General features: G+C 40.3%; 15 protein-coding genes, 1 pseudogene and 1 other annotated feature (1 of these 17 only partly in view). Of the genes and pseudogenes, 10 read left to right on the top strand and 6 right to left on the bottom strand.

Annotation, left to right across the window (positions count from 1 at the left end):
* The 3 genes and pseudogenes from BN997_RS01585 to BN997_RS01575 form a co-directional block, all read right to left on the bottom strand.
* A pseudogene (locus BN997_RS01585) lies at positions 1-941 on the bottom strand (nucleoside hydrolase).
* A gap of 132 nt (positions 942-1,073) precedes the next feature.
* On the bottom strand, positions 1,074-2,657 hold the full coding sequence (locus tag BN997_RS01580) for a BCCT family transporter (protein WP_042529047.1): 1,584 nt from the start codon (positions 2,655-2,657) through the stop codon (positions 1,074-1,076).
* A 156-nt stretch (positions 2,658-2,813) separates the two neighbouring features.
* Positions 2,814-3,674 carry an oxidoreductase gene (locus BN997_RS01575; protein WP_042529044.1) on the bottom strand — a complete coding sequence of 287 codons (861 nt, stop codon included), beginning with the start codon at positions 3,672-3,674 and terminating at the stop codon, positions 2,814-2,816.
* 103 nt (positions 3,675-3,777) lie between these two features.
* Here BN997_RS01575 and panB point away from each other — a divergent pair, with 103 nt between their 5' ends.
* From panB to BN997_RS23030, 6 genes are all read left to right on the top strand, one after another.
* Positions 3,778-4,590 carry a 3-methyl-2-oxobutanoate hydroxymethyltransferase gene (gene panB / locus BN997_RS01570; protein ID WP_042529042.1) on the top strand — a complete coding sequence of 271 codons (813 nt, stop codon included), beginning with the start codon at positions 3,778-3,780 and terminating at the stop codon, positions 4,588-4,590.
* Positions 4,587-5,447 carry a pantoate--beta-alanine ligase gene (gene panC, locus BN997_RS01565; RefSeq protein ID WP_042529040.1) on the top strand — a complete coding sequence of 287 codons (861 nt, stop codon included), beginning with the start codon at positions 4,587-4,589 and terminating at the stop codon, positions 5,445-5,447. Before panB ends, panC begins: the two co-directional genes overlap by 4 nt.
* On the top strand, positions 5,440-5,823 hold the full coding sequence (panD, locus tag BN997_RS01560) for an aspartate 1-decarboxylase (protein ID WP_042529038.1): 384 nt from the start codon (positions 5,440-5,442) through the stop codon (positions 5,821-5,823). The genes panC and panD overlap by 8 nt, the downstream gene beginning before the upstream one ends.
* 210 nt (positions 5,824-6,033) lie before the next feature.
* Positions 6,034-6,408, top strand: a complete 375-nt coding sequence (locus tag BN997_RS01555) for a YbaN family protein (protein WP_244882318.1) — start codon at positions 6,034-6,036, stop codon at positions 6,406-6,408.
* A 62-nt stretch (positions 6,409-6,470) separates the two neighbouring features.
* Complete coding sequence (locus BN997_RS01550; RefSeq protein WP_042529036.1) at positions 6,471-6,923, top strand: DUF2269 family protein; 453 nt, start codon at positions 6,471-6,473, stop codon at positions 6,921-6,923.
* Between the two features lie 109 nt (positions 6,924-7,032).
* Positions 7,033-7,206 carry a hypothetical protein gene (locus BN997_RS23030; RefSeq protein ID WP_175296991.1) on the top strand — a complete coding sequence of 58 codons (174 nt, stop codon included), beginning with the start codon at positions 7,033-7,035 and terminating at the stop codon, positions 7,204-7,206.
* Between the two features lie 1,301 nt (positions 7,207-8,507).
* Here BN997_RS23030 and BN997_RS01540 read toward each other — a convergent pair.
* Both BN997_RS01540 and BN997_RS01535 read right to left on the bottom strand, forming a co-directional pair.
* Complete coding sequence (locus BN997_RS01540; RefSeq protein WP_244882317.1) at positions 8,508-9,752, bottom strand: dicarboxylate/amino acid:cation symporter; 1,245 nt, start codon at positions 9,750-9,752, stop codon at positions 8,508-8,510.
* Between the two features lie 373 nt (positions 9,753-10,125).
* A complete protein-coding gene (locus tag BN997_RS01535; protein WP_042529032.1) occupies positions 10,126-10,902 on the bottom strand; it encodes a MurR/RpiR family transcriptional regulator in 777 nt (258 codons plus the stop codon).
* Between the two features lie 129 nt (positions 10,903-11,031).
* Between BN997_RS01535 and pfkB the strand changes: the two genes are divergently transcribed.
* From pfkB to BN997_RS01515, 4 genes are all read left to right on the top strand, one after another.
* Positions 11,032-11,952, top strand: a complete 921-nt coding sequence (pfkB, locus tag BN997_RS01530) for a 1-phosphofructokinase (protein WP_042529030.1) — start codon at positions 11,032-11,034, stop codon at positions 11,950-11,952.
* A 17-nt stretch (positions 11,953-11,969) separates the two neighbouring features.
* Entirely contained in the window at positions 11,970-13,865 is a 1,896-nt protein-coding gene (locus BN997_RS01525; protein WP_042529027.1) for a fructose-specific PTS transporter subunit EIIC, read from the top strand.
* Positions 13,862-14,800 carry a tagatose-bisphosphate aldolase gene (gene lacD, locus BN997_RS01520; protein WP_042529025.1) on the top strand — a complete coding sequence of 313 codons (939 nt, stop codon included), beginning with the start codon at positions 13,862-13,864 and terminating at the stop codon, positions 14,798-14,800. The genes BN997_RS01525 and lacD overlap by 4 nt, the downstream gene beginning before the upstream one ends.
* 178 nt (positions 14,801-14,978) lie before the next feature.
* A complete protein-coding gene (locus tag BN997_RS01515) occupies positions 14,979-15,482 on the top strand; it encodes a hypothetical protein (protein WP_042529022.1) in 504 nt (167 codons plus the stop codon).
* Positions 15,483-15,667: 185 nt separating this feature from the next.
* Here the strand turns inward: BN997_RS01515 and BN997_RS01510 are convergent, their stop codons facing one another.
* Positions 15,668-16,888: an MFS transporter gene (locus BN997_RS01510; RefSeq protein WP_042529020.1), complete on the bottom strand. Its 1,221-nt coding sequence runs from the start codon at positions 16,886-16,888 to the stop codon at positions 15,668-15,670.
* A 67-nt stretch (positions 16,889-16,955) separates the two neighbouring features.
* Positions 16,956-17,000 (bottom strand) — a binding site (T-box leader) (it continues 210 nt past the right edge of the window).

The raw sequence follows: 17,000 nt of genomic DNA, 5'->3' as shown, positions 1-17,000 counted from the left end.
TTATTTCTCCTGTCTGGCTAATGCTGTAATATAATCAAAGAACGCATCCCGGTCCACTTCATAAACAAACCGAACAGGGCGTCCAGCCTCTGAAATTTCTGTTTTTCCCTGACTGGCTCCGTTCGGGTGAACAATACTCTTCACTTCTTTTTTCTTCACCAGATCCGGTTTTCCAATCGTTGCAGTCGTCAGAACATCCCACAGGAAGTAAGTTGAATTTGTTTGAAAATGCACGAGCGGTGGTACCATTGCATAGCACTGTCCAAGGAAATCAATCCCGATATCCCGGCGTTCAGCAGCCCAATTATCTCTGACATCGGTCGTCAGCGGAACCATATTCGTGCTTTCCAAAGCAATTAAGTCAATCTCAATCGAGCTGTCCCATACCTTTTTCACAGCCTCTGGATCCCAGAAGGCATTCCATTCGGCAGTTCCATCATGCTCCGGCTCTTCCACATTTCCATTTTCTAAGAATGTTCCGCCCATCCAGACAAGCTTCTCAATTTTTTCTTCGATATCTGGAGCGATTTCCAAAGCTCTTGCTAAATCGGTCAATGGGCCGACAAACACAAGCGTTACTTTTCATCACTCTTACGAAGCACATTCACCAAATGCTCGTGTGCCGCTTCTTCTGCAAGCTTTGCTTCTATCTTTCCAGACTCATTTAATAGTGGCAGGGCATCTACAAAGAATGCATGCATACGCCAGTCTTTTGGAAAGTCATTTTTGCCGCGGGAAGTGGATGCAGCCACTTCTACATCCTGTCCTTTTCCAAAACGGTCAATAATTTTACGGCTCGCATATACAGCAGGCTCTAAGTAGCAGTCAGCCGGAATAACGCCGACACCAGCCAGCTCCACATCTTCCATTTGTAGTAATAAAAACAGGGAAATTAAATCATCTACTCCGCCGTCATGGTTTAAGTAAACTTTCTTTTGCATAGCTAAACTCCTCTTTGACTAAAGTTTCAAGAGCAACCAACGTACCCAGGCTCTTTACCACCTAGCATACCATGACTCAACAAAAGATTATATTTTTTTGAAGAACCGATTCGTACATTTTCTCCTTGCTGGTTAATCCTTTTGTTGGGTGGTAGAATACCTTGCTTTCCGGACATTTTTCACCCAGGCACGGTCCTCGTCCATCATTTTCTTTGCTGCAAAGACTGTCAGAATCTGAATAATAATAATCGGTATTCCCATCAGTCCCGAAAGCACTTCCAGCGGAGATAAGCCGCCTACACTCATCAGCGTCAAAGCAAGAACCGTAATCAGCACTGCTACTAAGATTCGTAATGATTTATACGGTGTAGACTTTGACATATCCTGATTAGACATATAGGTTGCTACGGTATAGGTTGTTGAATCTAATGTAGTAATCAGGAATATCGTCGCGATAACCGTAAAAAGAATCAGAACAATCGCTGAAATCGGCAGCGAACTCAAGACAGCCGGAATCGATGCTTCAATTCCTTGATTCTGCACAATATCCAGCACTGGCAAGATATCTGTCACTTGTCTGTGAACACTTAATCCGCCAAGAACTCCTGTCGCAAGCCAAGATAACAGCATAGGCGCCATCAGATATGTCAAAATCATTTCTTTTATCGTTCTGCCTTTCGACACAATCGCTGCAAATACACCGTGAAGCATAGCCCAGGTTGCATTATAAGCAAACCAGAAAACAGTATGACTCTCAATATGTGTCCCGCCTTCTAAATCCAGCGAATTCGTATATAGTGAAAAATTCATATAATTAGAGATTAAATAGCGTAAGGAATCTGAAAAGAAATTCATGATAAAGATTCCCGGTCCAATGACAATAATCAGGACAGCAAAAGCTCCTGCCAGATACATATTCCATGTGCTTAATCGTTTGATGCCTTTATCAATCCCGACATAAGCACTGATGGAGAAGCCCAAGACCCATACCAATGTAACAATAAGAGTAAAAGGAAAGGTGACGTCGATATTCAATAGTTCTGCCAGGTTATACGTAACAATCGGTGTACCAAGACCTAAGGTCACTGCACCTCCGGCCAAAATACTGACTAAGAAAAGAACGTCAAGGACAATACCGCCAATTCCGTCTGTAAATTTGTCACCGAATATCACGCGGCACGCTTCTGAAATACGCATTCTCGGTTTCTTCCGGACATACAGCAGATACCCCATTGCCGGGGCTACCATCACAAAGACGGCAAAGGTCTGGAAGGTCCATAAAAACATACTGTAGGAATTCCCGGCAAGAATCGCTTCCATCGATCCCGCATCCAGACCAAACGGCGGATCATTCGCAACCTCGCTCCATTGCGTCAAACCTGTCCGCATAACGGTTGAACCAAGACCCATGGCAATTAAAATAGATGCATATTCAAATAAGCTGTATCTCGGTTTCTGTGCCGGATCACCTAAAACTACTTTTCCATACTTAGAAAATGAAAATAACAATGCAGCTATCACAATGAGAAAGGCGTACCATAAATACCCCCACTTAAAGGTATCCACTAATGTATTAAAAATATTATCCAATAATTCCATGGACTCGCTCGTGTACATTGCAAATAAGGCACTGATAATCGCTATAATTACGATAGAAGGGATAACAATTTTCTTCTCAACGAAGCTTTTTTTCTTCTGCCGTTTCGGCACGTCCATTTTAATTTCTCCTCTCTGTTACTTTTTGATTAGAAATATATTTATTAAGATGGCGTTTGCGTTCACGTCTATGTAATTCCACAGAAGAAAAATTCCAAAACCTACGTATGGCAAAAAAATCACGTTACCATATTTTGGTTAATATATTGATTCATTTTATCCCCTCATCTCACTTGCCAGCAATAAACTGTATACTGCATCTAAACAGGGTGTATCCAAGCCGTACGTTTGACTTTTTTCATATAAATACCCTTGTATATAAGCTGTCTCCATTGTTTTTCCGGCTATAATATCATAATACATACTTGTCCCCATATACGGCGGGTATCCGGCATAGATGCGCATGATCTCCTCTGTAATCCCCTCTTGAAAATGAATCTCCTCTGCCGCAGCAATAGCTATGCCTTCCTGAATTAATCGTTTACATAAATGCTGTATTTTTTCCTCTTCTAAAATAAGCGCTGTATTTCTGCTGAGTGCAGTAACAGAATTGATTGCGAGATTAACAAGGAGCTTATACCAAACCTCATAACGATAATCCGGGCTTAATCGGATGTCGAGATTACTTGCGGCAATCCCTTCTTTTAATTTTTTCGTCACTGGATTCTCCGGTAAAATTAAGATTCTGTCACGAAAATGGGTAACAACCTTCTCTTTCTTCTGTCCGCTAATATAGACAACCGCCTGGTATGCATTGGGGATGTGAAATTTATCCAACTGTCCATAACCATTTTGACAAAGAATACATACTGTATTTTCATGCGTCAGCTTATCTAAATAAGGTATAATCCCCTCCAGCTGCGTTCCTTTCACAGTGATAAATAAATAGTCAAACACTGTTTCCGCTTCAGAAATAGCTTCGACAGGAAAAGCAGCCGTTTCCGATGCGGACGCTCTTTCTATATAAACTTCCCCTGCTTTCCTGCCCAAAAAAGTCACCTGATAGCCGCTGGTATGTAATGATTCCCCGATAACAGAACCAACGGCACCTGGACCAATAACTCCAAATGTATCCATTTTTAATCCTCCACCTTTTCCTCAAGCTAATAACTTGCCATTGTGAATCTATACAGATAATTTTATAATAAGAAGAACAATAAAAATAGTAGGTGATTTAGAAGTGAAATTCCTTCATGATTTCATGAACATGAAAAGTAACGGAGAAAAAATGACAATGCTTACAGCGTACGACTACCCAAGCGCGAAGCAGGCAGAGCAGGCTGGAATAGAGACGATTCTTGTCGGAGACTCTCTCGGCATGACCGTCCTTGGCTATGAAAGCACCGTCCAGGTGACGATGCAGGACATGAAACACCACGCGAAAGCCGTACGCAGAGGCGCAAGAGATACCTTTATGGTCGTAGATATGCCCTTTGGAACAGTTGGTGTAGATGATAAAACAGATATGGAAAATGCAGTGGAATTATATCAAGAAACAAATGCGAATGCATTGAAAATGGAAGGAGCTCATACTGCTCCCTTAATCAAAAGATGCACCCAAAGCGGCATCCCGGTCGTTGCTCATCTCGGACTGACGCCGCAGAGCTTCGGTATCACCGGCTATAAGCTTCAGGCAGCATCCAAAGAAGCAGCTGAGGAGCTTATTGCAGATGCCAAGCTGATGGAACAAAGCGGAGCCGTGATGCTGGTATTAGAAGCTATCCCAAGTGACCTGGCAGCGACCATCACAAAAACGTTATCCATTCCAGTTATCGGCATTGGCGCCGGGGCAGATACAGATGGACAGGTCCTTGTTTATCATGATGTGTTAAACTATGGCGTCGACCGCAAACCAAAATTTGTGAAGCGTTATGGAGACTTTACAACAGGTGTAGATGCATTAAAAGCTTATCATGAAGAAGTAAAAGCAGGATTGTTCCCTTCCCCTGAGTTTACGTATAAGAAACAAATTATGGATGAGGTAGACGCATGACGCAACGAATTACAACAATACAAGAAATGAACGCTATCATACGAACATTAAAAAAAGAACAAAAGCAAATCGGTCTGGTACCTACAATGGGCGCCCTACATGATGGCCATTTAACGATGGTAAAAACCTCGTTGAAAAACAATGATGTCACCGTCGTCAGTGTATTTGTAAACCCGCTTCAATTTGGCCCGAATGAAGATTTTGATGCCTATCCCAGAGATATCGAGAGTGACCAGGCAAAACTAGAACCGCTTAGTGTTGATTATGTATTTTATCCAAGTGTAGAGGAGATGTATCCGGACCCGCTGGCTATTTCCTTAAAGGTAAACCGCATGGCTGAAGTGCTGGAAGGAGCAAATCGTCCAGGACATTTCGACGGCGTTGTAACGGTCGTCAATAAGCTGTTCAATATCATTCGTCCCGATTTCGCTTATTTTGGTAAAAAGGATGCCCAGCAGCTTGCCATTATTGAAAAAATGGTTGCCGATTTTAATCACCCCATCGAAGTTATCGGTATTGATACGATACGGGAAGCAGACGGTCTTGCCAAAAGCTCCCGCAATGTCTATTTAACCGAACAGGAACGAAAAGAGGCCGTTCACTTATACCAAAGCTTAATCAAAGCAAAAGAATTGTATGACACCGGCGAAAGAAACAGCGCGGTTTTGATTAATACCATCCAAGCCCATCTAACCAAAAACACTTCTGGGAATGTAGAGGATATTGCTGTCTACAGTTACCCGGAGTTAGTGGAGCAGCCGCAAATCACCGGTCAGATTTTTATATCCCTGGCTGTGAAATTTTCCAAAGCCAGATTGATTGATAACATTATTTTAAAAGGAGACAACCATGATTAGAACAATGATGAATGGCAAGATTCACCGCGCACGCGTGACCGAAGCCAACTTAAATTATGTCGGCAGCATCACGATTGATGCCGACATTTTAGATGCTGTTGATATCCTGCCAAATGAAAAAGTGGCTATTGTAAACAATAACAATGGGGCACGCTTGGAGACCTATGTCATTGCCGGCGATCGCGGGAGCGGAAAAATCTGCTTGAACGGTGCAGCAGCCCGGCTCGTACAGATTGATGATGTGATTATTATTATCTCTTATGTGCAGTTAGATCAGGATGAAGTAAAAACACATACACCTAAAGTGGCTGTGATGAATGAGAAGAATGAAATTGTGGAATTGATTGAAGAGAAGGAAAATCAGCTGGTTTTATAATTGCTGCTTTGAAGGATTTGCCGATTGGTAAGTCCTTTTTTTGCAGTTACTTCACATTTCCCAGAGTCCTCTAGAATCTACACAAATTAGTCATTTTATTTTCCTTCACAGGCAGGAATTATATTGTAAAATAGAAGTAATCTCTTATGAAAAAACGTATTGGCTGCTGTTCTTGGCAGCATTTCATTTAAAGCTGAAGTAGGTGTTATGATGAAAAAAGCATTTTTTGTCAGCTGTGGATCCTTATCACTGGGACTGGGTATCATCGGTATAATTTTACCCCTATTACCTACGACACCATTTTTATTATTATCTGCAGCATGTTACGCGAAAAGCTCAGAAAGATTATATCATTGGCTGCTTGAAAATAAATATTTTGGCTCTTATATCAAGAATTACCGCGCAGGAAAAGGCATCCCATTAAAAGTAAAAATCACTGCTGTATCGGTTTTATGGTTATCCTTATCCTTTACCATCGTTTTTGTTGTTCCACTCGTTGCCGTAAAAATCCTGCTTGCACTGATTGGAGCCTACTTTACAGGATTTATCCTGAAACAAAAAACACTTCAAAAGCATGCTGTCTAGAAATGGCGTACCTGTTGCCATAAAGGATGGCATGCTGTTTGTATTTGGAGGTGACAGACAGTATGACATTTTATGAAATACTCGTATTTATACATATCTTTTCTGCCATTTTAGGGATGGGACCTGGTTTTGTGATGACGCCAATTGCTAAAAAGGCTTCTAACATGACAGAACTGCGGCATGCGTATGCCCTCCGTAACAAATTGCATCAATTCGTCATGATTGGCGGTACCTTGTTACTCGTTACCGGATTATGGATGGGGTTTTTAAATACATACCTCTTTCAGCAAGGATGGTTTTGGATCAGCCTCATTCTTTTTTTACTTGCTCTCGTGTCTGGTCCGACGGTATTAGTTTCCAGCTCTAAGCCGATTAAGGCATTGTTGAAGGAGCATAAAGGAGAAGACATTCCAGCAGAATACTTCATTTTGTCTAAACGGCTATTTTTTTATGAGCATCTTATCAATACGCTGTTTTTAATTATTATTGCATTGATGATTACCAAGCCTTTTTGAGTTTTATAGAAAAGGGGGTATTTTTCTATCTGACTGGGATTTCCTCAGTCTTTTTTCATGTTTGAAAAAGGAAAGATGCGGGGTACTTTTATATAAAAGGAGGTATATAGTGGGAAAAAGTATAAAGATAACTCTATCCGCTGTCATTTTAATTGGAATCATCGGCGCCGTTTATTATTTCTTTTACTACACTTCAAACATGACAATGGATGAAGTCATTTATGAAGAAAGCATCGACAGTAATGAAGACGGTCTGGATATGGAAGCAGGATGGTTTGATTAAAAACTTTAAAGCCATGGGGCATAACCGTATTGCTTTAAATATGTATAACATCAAAAGAAGAAAATAATCTTAAATACTTCTTTTGATTGGGTTTGTATATATTAATAAAGGGAAGTAAATAAAAAGGATTAATTTAAAGAGGGAACATGTATCGCCTATTTAAGGACGCTTGCAAAAATATTGTGCGGTGCAATCATAGGATTTACATTACTTCTCATCTATCATTGGTTGACTGACCTGGCGCTTGCTCTTCAAGACACAGTAACGACCGGGATTATTGCTATAGTTTTAATTTCTATTATAGGAATAATTTATACATTTATAAAAAATAAAGTTACTGATTAGCTTTTTTCATGAATTTCCCAATAGTTAATGTAAATGAATAAAAATTTAATTTTAAGACTGTAAACCCCAACTCTATTTACACCTATTCTTTTTAAATCACCAACTATTAAATTTTCATGAATTAAGAAGGAACTGCTACACAATCGGTTACCCTGATTATGCAAAAGCCCCTTCTTCTAAAAATAATTCTACAGTCGCTTTAACAATTCCGCCGGTTCCACCAGTTACAATAGCAATTTTCCCATCTAGTTTACCACTCATTTGGATGCCTCCATAAAATGATTCCTATCGTTTCACCGTAACACTTCACAAATATTCCTACAAATAGTAAGGGTTCTATCAGCTTCATCTTGAGCAAGTATCATCTTGAATGAAATGCAATCAATTTACAGAGAATAATTAGAGGGTATACAATAAAAATAGGAAAACATTTAACTTCTTGGACAAAGTTATAACGAATCACTTGAATAGGAGAGGATTTCACATGAAGTCTACTTCAGAAAATAAATTACAAGGAAGCAACAATCGCTCCTTTCTGCTCTATTTCATCATAACGGGATTTATCACCACCATCTTATCTTTCTTTTTCATGGGGAGAGCTATTGCTGAGGGAGATAATGATTATTTTGGCCTGAATTTCTTTTTACTCATTGCTGTCTGGGGTTTGGGAGCAATTTTATACTATTTATTTAAAATTAAAAGAGTCGGCCTCTTTATTTCAATCCTTCCCATTGTTTTTTATATATGCAGGTTTATACTCTCTTTTTTCATATAAAGTGAAACTGCAATCAGCGGGGTTTTCTTTTCATCCCCCACTGCGATAAAATATACCGTCGACTTTATAAAGGAAAAGCAGCGTACTCTCTATTGGGAGTACGCTGTTTTTCCACACTACTTCTTCTTAAAACAATTCCTGAGAAGATACAGATAAGTGAAGAAGGTTTTATTCTATATTCCTAGCCCTTCACTTGCTTGTTCTCTCTCCGCTTTTCCCGTTCAGATAAAATATACGCACATGCCGCATCTCCAGAGATATTAAGAGATGTTCGCAGCATATCAAGAATACGGTCGATACCAATAATTAATGCGATACCCTCCACAGGCAGACCGACCTGATTCAGCACCATGGCCAGCATGATCAAACCAACTCCCGGCACACCAGCCGTACCGACACTTGCTAAGGTAGCAACAAGCACGACCATTAATAGATCAACCATCGTAAGCGGCAAATCATATACCTGGGCAATAAATACGGTCGCAACAGCCTGCATAATTGCCGTACCATCCATATTAATGGTTGCTCCCAGCGGCTGGACAAAGCTGCTGATTTCTTTCTTTACACCAAGATTTTCTTGTGCAGCTTTTAAAGATACAGGAAGCGTTGCATTGGAACTGGCTGTGCTAAATGCTACTGTCATCGCAGGAAAGAAGCCTTTATAGAATGTAATTGGATTCCTTCGCCCCAAGAACCAGATAGCCAGAGAGTAAATAAGCAACGCATGTAGAAGCAGCCCTGCAATAACGGTTAACATATAACTTAACATGGAATCAACTGCATCCAGTCCGGCACCGCCAATTGCTGATGCAATAAGCGCAAAAGCACCATATGGAGCAAATCGCATTATCAGCATAACAAGCCAGCCTAAAATATCGTTTGCTTGTTCAAATAAGTTAAAAATACCTTTTGTCTTTTCATTTAAATAAGCTAAGGCCACCCCGATAAACACGGCAAAGGCAATAATTTGCAGCATCTCTCCAGCAGACATAGCCGCTATCGGATTAGCCGGAATGATACTAACTAATGTTTCCATAATCGGCGGTGCCTCGCTCGGTGTAAAGTCACCCAGGTTAGATGTTTCAAATATACCCGTTCTCCCTGGCTTTACCAGGTAAGCTAATGCTAAACCGATACTGATGGCAAACGCCGTAGTTGTTAAAAAGAAAGTAATCGTAAAAACACCGATTTTCCCCAATTTTGCCGGCTCGCCTAGACCTGCCGTCCCCAAAACAATGGACACAAATACCAACGGGACAACCAGCATCATAATGAGATTAATAAATATTTGACCAACCGGGTCCAGCACATATCTGTCCAAAGGACCAAAAAAACTTTCAGGAGCAAATGTCAGAGCCATCCCGGCCACGGCACCAGCTACTAATGCGATAAGTATATTTCTGGTTAGGTTGTTAGCTTTCATCATCAGACACCCTCTCTAATCAAATTGAACTCCACAAAAAAGAAAGCGCCTATCATAAAATAAAAAGCTAAATGATTCCATTTAAAGCCTATCACCTGAAACAGTCGCTGCCAGATTCAACTAATGACTACATAAAGTATTAAAATTTGTTTCCATATAACAAAAAAAATGTAGCCTCACTCTAGATGACGAGTGTTTCTACATTTTATGAATATCTTTTGTCATATATTCCGGTTCTAATCATTAACATTTAGAAAATGCTTATCTGCTCTCCAATGGTTTTTATTAATATAAAACATTAACCAATCTGATTCACGAGTTTTTTAAATTATTCAGCTTATACTGGATTGTTACTACTCCAGTTCCCCCCAAAAAACTACTTAAACCGAATCACATAAGCATCCAGAAATATCCGGGCCAGAACCTGCAGCGGCAGACGCGAACGCACCTCATAGTCCGGGAAAAAGCTCTGCTTCGACTTATAGCCCAGCAAATTAATATCACATAACTGAAACAGACTGCTTTCCTTATTTGTCGTCAGCAAAATCGTTTTTACATTATTTCGCTTGCAAAATTGTGCCGCTTCTACTAATTCTTCTGTTTCCCCATTTAGCGATACAAAGATAACTAAATCATCACGCGTAAACTTTTTCGATTTAATACGAATAATATTCGGGTCGGTATGCTCTTCACAATGCTTTTCCAGCAGCTGCAGCTTTACCGCCATCTCATTGGAGATATGCTCCGAGAAGCCTCTGGCAAATATCGTAATTTTTTTACTATATTTAACTGCAACTAAAGCATCTTCGATAATGGAGGAATCCAGATAATTAATGGTATTCGTTACTTCCTCCTGATTCTTGAAAATAGCAGATTGGATTTGAGAATCAATATTTTTTATTTTCTCCAATGCTCCCGGGAATTGCTGTGACTTCTCAGAAACAAATTGAAATTTAAAATCTGTAAACCCCCGATAGTGGAGTTTTTTCATGCATCGGACAATCGTGGATGTGGAAACATTTGCTTTCTCACTTAACTGGGTGATGGAAATCTCCCCCATTGTCGCATGATGTGATTCAATATAATCCAATAAATGCTTGTCACTGCTGCTTAATTCATTGTAATAATGCTGAATCCGCTGTTGGAAATTCACGCTTAACACCCGCCCTTTTCAAATATCCTTTTGAAATCTTTTTCATCTATTTTCTAACTATACCACATATAATGCAAACATTTTCATTTCATGACGTGTCATACTTTAAGTAAGGAAGGATGATGAACCATGATTTATACATGCACGTTAAATACAGCGATTGACATGTTCATCGAAATGGAAGATTTTCTTCCGGATAAGGTGAACCGAAGCATATACGATGAATTCCAGCCAAATGGCAAAGGAGTCAATATATCCATTATTTTAAAAAAGCTTGGCGTCCCCTCGACAGCTATCGGTTATATAGCAGGGTTCAGCGGGCATTATATTCAGGATGAACTAAACCAAATGAATATCGACACTGATTTTACGGAAGTTGATGGTGTCACAAGAATTAATGCATTTGTAAAATCCAATCAGGGTGAGTACAAAATTGTTAATGGCGGTCCGGAAATTACAGATGTAAAAATTGATGAATTAATAACTAAAATTGCCGGATTTACAAAGGATGACGTGTTATTTGTGTCAGGCAGCCTGCCGAAGGGCGTAAATCCATCCATTCTGGTTTCCATCGCAAAGCATGCTTCTGATATTGGATTTCGATTGATTTTAGATATAAGTCATCCGATCTTAAGTGAATTAGTTCACTACCGGCCTTACTTGATCAAACCGAATGACGAAGAGCTGCAAGCCCTGTTTCCAGAGGAGGAACTCGACTCAGAACAAGCAATATTGAGAGCAGCTCAAAAATTAGTAGATCAAGGCTGTCAAAATATATTAGTTTCTCTGGGAGGCGAAGGTGCTTACTTTGTTAATAAAGACACAATGCTCTACTGTCCAGCACCAAAGGGGGAGGTCGTGAACACCGCCTGCTCTGGCGATACGATGCTGGCTACCTTTTACAGCACCTTACAGACAAGTTCCCCCGAAGCAGCATTGAAAAAAGCTGTAGCGGCAGGTTCTTCAACGGCTTTCCGCTCTGGATTAACCGATTTTGAGGATGTCGATCAATTGATGCAAAACTTAAAAGTACAAGTAGTAACCATTTAAAAGAAAGGATGAACATCATGACATATCGTTTTTTAGGCGTTACTGGCTGTCCAACAGGAATTGCGCATACGTTTATGGCTGCGGAAGCACTTGAAAAAACAGCAGCAGAAAAAGGCGTTTCCATCAAAGTCGAAACACATGGACAAAGAGGAACAGAAAATCAGTTTACTGCTCAAGAAATCAAAGACGCAGAAGTCATTATTATTGCTGCAGATAAAAACGTGGATATCGACCGTTTTCATGGCAAAAAAGTAATCAATGTTTCCGTTTCAAAAGGTATTAAAAACCCTGAGGAATTAATAGATAGAGCTATATCGGGGAATGTAGCGGTCTATAAAGGATCTGGGGAAACCACTCAATCAAATGGCGACAGCAATCAAGAATCAGCCAGCATATGGCATCAGCTTTATGTACATCTGATGAATGGTGTCAGCCATATGCTTCCTTTAGTTGTTGCCGGCGGGGTGATGATTGCTGTTTCCTTTATGTTTGGAATTTATTCAGCTGACCCTGAATCGTCTCAATATAATGTTATTGCCGAACAAATGAATACCATCGGCGGATTAGCAATGGGATTGATGGTTCCTGTTTTAAGTGCTTATATTGCACAATCCATCGGTAATCGACCCGGCCTTATTATTGGTTTTATTGTCGGTATGATTGCTGATACAAACGGCACCGGATTTTTAGGAGGAATTGTTGGCGGCTTCTTAGCTGGAGGCCTTGTTTTACTGCTTATGAAAGCACTAAAGAACCTGCCAAAATCATTAGATGGTTTAAAAGCTATTTTTTTAATTCCGGTTCTCGGTATCTTTATCGGCGGATTTGCGATGTGGTATCTGTCTGTTCCGATGGAAGCAATCAACCAGGGAATGATGGACTTCCTAAGCAGTTTCCAGGATTCTAACCCGATCTTATTAGGGTTGATTGTAGGTATTATGAGTGCATTTGATATGGGCGGCCCCGTCAATAAAGCGGCCTATGTAACAGGTACAGCACTTCTGGCACAAGGTAATTTCTTATTTATGGCAGGTGTTTCTGCGGCGTGTATCGTTCCGCCGCTCGCAACCGGATTCTCGGTATTATTTGCGAGACGCAGCTATAACCAGGCAGAAGCAAGTGCCGGCTATGTCAACTTTCTATTAGGTTCAACGCATATTACAGAAGGCGCGATACCTTTTGCAGCAAAACGTCCGTTTACCATTATCCCAATTATCATGGTAGGTTCTTCTATCGCTGCCATGCTGACGTATATGTTTAAAGTAGAAGTCCCTGCACCGCATGGCGGATTTATCGTTCTGCCTGTTGTCACTCATGCCTTCTTATGGGTCTTGGCAATTCTGATTGGTGCGGTGATTTCCGGATTCTTAATGGCATTAGAACAAAAAAGACATCAACGAAAAAGCAATCCTGAGCAAGCGGCTGCGCCAGTACAACAAGAAACACCTGCGCCACGTGAACAGGGGGAGCTTTTAGAAACAAACCAAATTTATCTGCAGCAAAAGCTTCACTCAAAAGAGGAGGTTCTGGCGTTTATAGCAGATAAAGCTGCAGCATTAAATATTGCAACAGATGCAGAAAAAGCAGCAAGCGGTCTGCAAAAAAGAGAAGCAGAAGGCTCGACAGGTATGGAAAACGGAATCGCTATTCCTCATGTAAAAAGTGAAGTAATCCAACAAGCAAAATTAATGGTCGTTCAATTGACAGAAGGCATTGATTGGCCTGCAATGGACGGAAAACCAACAGACTTTGTTATCAGTATTCTCGTACCAGATGGAAGCAGCAACGAACATTTAGATATCTTATCGGCTCTTTCCAGAAAACTGATGAATCAAGATTGTATTAACCAGCTAAAAGCTTCTCAATCCGAAGCGGAGATAAAAGAATTATTACTTGGAGGCGTTAAAAAATGAAAAATTTAAAAAAACTCATAAATGATCAGGGGATTATTTCTGCACTTGCTATTGACCAGCGTGGTGCACTAAGAAGAATGATGGGCGAGGATATTTCCGGCGAGCAGATTTCAGCCTTCAAACAGATTGTTTCTGAAGAACTGACTCCTTACGCTTCTTCTATCCTGCTTGACCCTGAATATGGATTAGCAGCAGCAAGGAAAAGAGATGAAAATTGCGGATTAATATTGGCTTATGAACAAACAGGCTACGACAAACAAGAGCCTGGACGTTTTCCGGATTTAATTCCGAATTGCTCTGTCAAAAACCTGAAAGCTGCAGGCGCTGACGCAATTAAATTATTGATCTATGTGGATGTAGATGAAAGTAAAGAAATCAATGAAGCTAAAGAAGCTTTTGTAGAACGCGTCGGCAGTGAATGTGTCGCAGAGGAGATTCCATTTTTCTTAGAAATTCTTACCTATGATGATTCGATTGGCAATGAAAAGGGATTGGAATTTGCTAAAGTAAAACCGAAAAAAGTGATTGAAGCAATGAAACGCTACAGCGAGTCAAGATTTAACGTGGATGTGTTAAAAGTAGAGGTTCCTGTCAATATGAACTTTGTGGAAGGCTATGCAGAAGGAGATACAGCTCAAACCCAAGCGGAAGCAAAAGCTGTTTTCAAAGAACAGTCTGAAGCGACCAGCCTGCCATTCATCTTTTTAAGTGCAGGCGTTACACCGGAATTATTCCAGGAAACATTGCGTTTTGCCAAAGAAGCGGAATCTGCCTTTAACGGTGTTCTATGCGGCAGAGCAACTTGGAGCGGCGCAACATCTGAATTCAAAAACGTGGATGGAGAAGCTGCTGCGAAATGGCTGCAGACAGAAGGCATTAAAAATATTCAGGAACTGGATAAAGTGGTTCAAGAAACAGCTACATCTATTTCCTAACAAAGGTAGAAAAAGCTCAGTGTGCACACTGGGTTTTTTCGTCATATCCTTTCTGCTTCTTATTGATAGTATGTTATTATTCAGTTTGTTGCATGCTACTAACGATGGAATGATATTATCGCACGTGTTAAACGGATCATTTTGATTTTTGAACTTCCTATTATAAGGAGCGGAATCCATGCCTAAAAAATACATTATTATCAGCAGCATCCTTGCTGTTATCATCATTATCCTGCTTGCACTTATTTTCTTCTTTAAAATATCCTTTACTTCCCTGCCAACAAATCTGCCCGTTGTTTTAACAGAAGTTCTGACCACGGAAGGGGAACGGAGACATGTTGATTCGATTCGTCTTACAAAATCGGACTCCAGTCACTTAGATAGCGATGAGCCTGTACAATCAGAGAATGAGAAAGAAATTGTATTGGATCAATCAAATGATATCACCCGAATGCTGATTGAAGATGTCCATATTTATCAGGGCGGACGGATTACAAGCGACAGCCCGGAATATACCGCAGAAATGAACCTGTCTGATGGAGATACGCTCTATCTATACCTCTCCAATGAATACATACGGGTTGTTCCGTCAGATCAGGAAGGAAGGCTATACAAAGTATTGGATACGGAAAATGCTGTTTATGCCTATTTTCACGCTTTCTTTGAAGAAGACGAAGGCTAGTTTGCTCGGCTGCGGCATAATCGATGTCTTCTTTTCTGTGACCAGTCTTATTGAATATATCGAATGAAGGTCCCTGCATAAGCAAATAATGATATGTTTATACCGGTTTCCCCTCTTTGTACGAGGTAATTATAATGTTATTTTAATTACCTCGTACACCATTACTTGCAGAAAAAACAAATATATTACCCTTCATTTAATTGATAATATTTTCTTTTCTTCTTTCCTTGCACCAGCATATTGGAGAATAGACCCAGACCTAAAAACAAGAACGAACCCACGATATAAACCAATCTAATGTCCATCATTTCAGCTGCTATTCCAATAATTAATGTCAACAATATAATACATGCCGCTTCGATTAGTCCAAAAATCGTTGAAAAACGCCCCATAATCTCTACAGGAATATTATTTTGATAAAAGGTCAGGAAGCCCGTGTTGGCAAAAGAAAGCGCAAATGTCAGCAGGAAGAAACCGATTGCTGCTGTTGTAAAATCTGTTGAGAAAGCAAAAAACAAATAACCAGCGGGCGTACCTATTACCCCGAGCCCCATCAGCATATTAATTTTTAAGTACTTTGCAAACATTGCATTTATCAAAGAACCAGCTATAATCCCTGCGCCCGCAATACTAACTAAAAAGCCATAGGTGCTTTCATCCAACAATAGCACCTCTATTGCAAAAGCTGCCTCTAACGAGTCCAGCCCTGTCATAAAAACTGTTACGCCCCCAAACAGAATATAAATCAAGGTAATATATTTGTGATTGCCGCTATATGCAAGGATCTTCTTCCAATCCTGGATGACAGAATGGATATCGATTCTATCACTTATTTTTCCCTGTTCATGCAAATTGGGAAGGAAAAGGATTATCATGGCAGAAATACATAATGCAGCAGCATTTATAAATATAGCTAAGGAAGGACTGCCGACCATAAACAATGCCCCTGCAATCGACGGTCCTAAAATAAACCCGCAGGAATTAATAAAGTTACGAAGGGCATTGAACCGCTGACGGTCTCCTTTTGGAACCAATTTGGTCATGTAGACAATAGAGGCCGGCTCAAACACCGCACTGGCTACATTAATTCCAAATACCAACACATAGATGAGCAATAAGGAATCTAAAAAAGGAAGTATACCTATAAGGCCTGCCCGAAATACATCTAATCCAATCATCATGTTCTTTTGATTCCAACGGTCAATCATGGTACCGGCCCAAAAATTGGTGAACATTGCTGCCAACGGTATCAAAATATATAACACAGAAACCGCAAGCGGAGAGCCCGTCATTTCCAAAACAATTAAATTTAATGCAATCAGGTATATCCATGCTCCCAGATTAGATACACCAATTCCCGTTAACAATAATGAGGTGTTTTTCCACCTTTCCCAAGTCCCTTCCATTCCATCTCTCCTTTTTTAAGCTTTTTTATAAAATAAAAAAAGCCCGCGCCCTCAAAGTTATCTCAACTTTGAGGACGGGACTTCTTATATCACAGAAGATCGTGGTGCCACC

The sequence above is a fragment of the Oceanobacillus oncorhynchi genome (assembly GCF_000821065.1).
GTDB classification, from domain to species: domain Bacteria; phylum Bacillota; class Bacilli; order Bacillales; family Amphibacillaceae; genus Oceanobacillus; species Oceanobacillus oncorhynchi.
This window is presented reverse-complemented; position numbering and strand designations above follow the sequence as displayed.